The organism is Kitasatospora sp. NPDC058406, assembly GCF_042722765.1.
Classification (GTDB): Bacteria; Actinomycetota; Actinomycetes; order Streptomycetales; family Streptomycetaceae; genus Kitasatospora.
This window is the reverse complement of sequence record NZ_JBHXKE010000483.1, coordinates 1-1,968: the sequence shown is the minus strand read 5'-3', so window position 1 is coordinate 1,968 and position 1,968 is coordinate 1. Positions and strand designations below refer to the sequence as shown.

Here is a 1,968-nt window from a genome sequence, read left to right as displayed (position 1 = left end):
GGCCCGGGGGGCGCGCCCCCGGGGGGGGGGGCGCCGCCCCCCCCCCCCCCCGCGCCCCCCGAGGACGACACGAGCGACAGGGGCGGGGGAAGGGGCAGCGCCGGTGGTTCCGGCGCGTGGGCGGGTTCGCCCAGACCGAGGACGCGGTAGAGCAGCCGCCGCATCCGCCGGTCGAACCGGCCCGGCTCGGAGCTGATCCGCGCGGCGATGGCGGCGTACTCCTCGGGCCGGTACTGCTCCGCCGCGTACGCGAGCTGGGCGGTCAGCGGGTGGGCGGGGGTGAGTGACGGCGCCGTGCGGGCGAGCAGCGCGCCGGGCGACCGCGGATTGACGTCCCGGTGCGGGTACTCGGCGAGCAGGATCGGCGCCCGGGTCATCGTGCCGTACAGGGTGACGGAGCCGTGGTCGCCGATGATGAAGTCGGCCGAGACGAGCAGCGGCCGCCAGTCCTCCTCGGGCGAGAGCACGGTGACCGCCCCGCGCGAGGTCGCCGTCGCCCAGGAGCGCACGGCCCAGGGGCTGTGTTGGGCGGCGACGTTGGGGTGGACCAGCAGCGCGGTCCGGTAGCCGTGCCGGGGCAGTTCGGCGGCCAGCCGAGGCAGGACCGCGTCCAGCCTGGTGAACAGCGAGCCGCTGCCCCAGGTGGAGCAGACCACCACCAGCCGCTCGTCGGGCCGCAGCCCGAGCGCCGCCCGGTACCGTTCGCGGGCGGGGAGCGCGGCGGCGATCCGGTCGTAGCAGCCGTCGCCGACCACCTCGGCGATCGGCAGCGCCTCCGGGCAGCCGCGGCCGAGTTCGGTGAGGTCGTCCTGGTGGGCGAGCGCGTACGCGGTGGGCACCAGCTGCCCGTTCCAGGTGACGTACTCGGGCCCGAGCCCGGCGACCGTTCGAGCGGACCGCCCGGACTCGGCGCCCACCGGTTCCGTACCCGCCGCACCCCCGCCCGTCGGGTCTCCTCCTACCGCGCGCTCGCCGGCCGAGCCCCCGCCCGTCGCCTCCGCCGGGCCGGTCGCGCCTGCCACCCCTGCCTGCCCGGGTGACAGTTTGATGTGCCCGGCCCCGTGCGGCAGCCGGACGAGCGGGCCGCGCAACTGCTCCAGCCCCTGCGAGCCGGCCGCCAGCACCAGGTCGAACTCCCGCCGGACGGCCTCCGCCCACGGCAGCACCGTGCCACCGAGCCGCCGGACGTGTGCCGCCGCACCCCCGTTGAAGGCGTGCGGCGCCACCGTGAACTGGACGTGGACCCGCAGGTCCGCGCCGAGCAGCGGGTAGATGTCGTGCAGCCGCTGGCCGTACACCATGGAGTGCACGACCACCAGCACCTCCTTGCAGTCGGTCAGCGTGGCCCACGACCGCCGGTTGCCCGGCCGCTCCCCGCCCTGCTGTCCGTTCCGCCGTTCCCCGTGGCGGACTTCCCCGTGCACCAAGGTCATGTCGGTCCCCCTCCTTGATCCCGGTCCGGGGCCCCGGGTCTCGGCGGCCCCGACGAGGGTCTGCCCGGGCGGTCTGGCGGATTCCATGACGGGTCCTGGCAGGTGCTTGCGCAAACCTTGCGCGCAGCCTTTCCCCGGTCCACCGCCCGGCCCGTTCCCGCGGCTCGCCGGCTCGCGGGCGCCGTTCGCGGCCCCTCTGCCGGACCCGCCGGAGGGCCGAAGGGTACTGAGTTCCTTTACGAGGGGTACTGAGTGCCGTATTCTCTCGGGAGAGCCTCTGACGCCAGTCGAAGAGAGCCGACAGGGCATGCCGGTCCAGGTGGCGCGCGCCGCACGCAGGGCGCGGTGCGCCGGACTTGGCACTCAGTACCCTCGGCATGACCTGAGGCCGTGGACCAGTGCACCCGTACCAAGTGCACCCGTACCAGGAGAACCGCTCATGAGCTTGAGGATCGTTGTCTGTGTGAAGCACGTGCCGGACGCGACGGGTGACCGTCGTTTCTCGGACGATCACACCACCGACCGGGAGGGCGTG

At 74.8% G+C, this 1,968-nt stretch carries 1 protein-coding gene and 1 pseudogene; one reads left to right on the top strand and one right to left on the bottom strand.

The genetic code is table 11. The annotated features are described in order from the left end of the window. Positions 1 to 1,433 (bottom strand): hypothetical protein (locus ACFWOG_RS40725; RefSeq protein WP_380364784.1); only part of this gene is annotated, 1,433 nt, incomplete at its 3' end. Between the two features lie 439 nt (positions 1,434 to 1,872). Between ACFWOG_RS40725 and ACFWOG_RS40720 the strand changes: the two are divergent. Then, a pseudogene (locus tag ACFWOG_RS40720) lies at positions 1,873 to 1,968 on the top strand (electron transfer flavoprotein subunit beta); the annotation flags it as partial.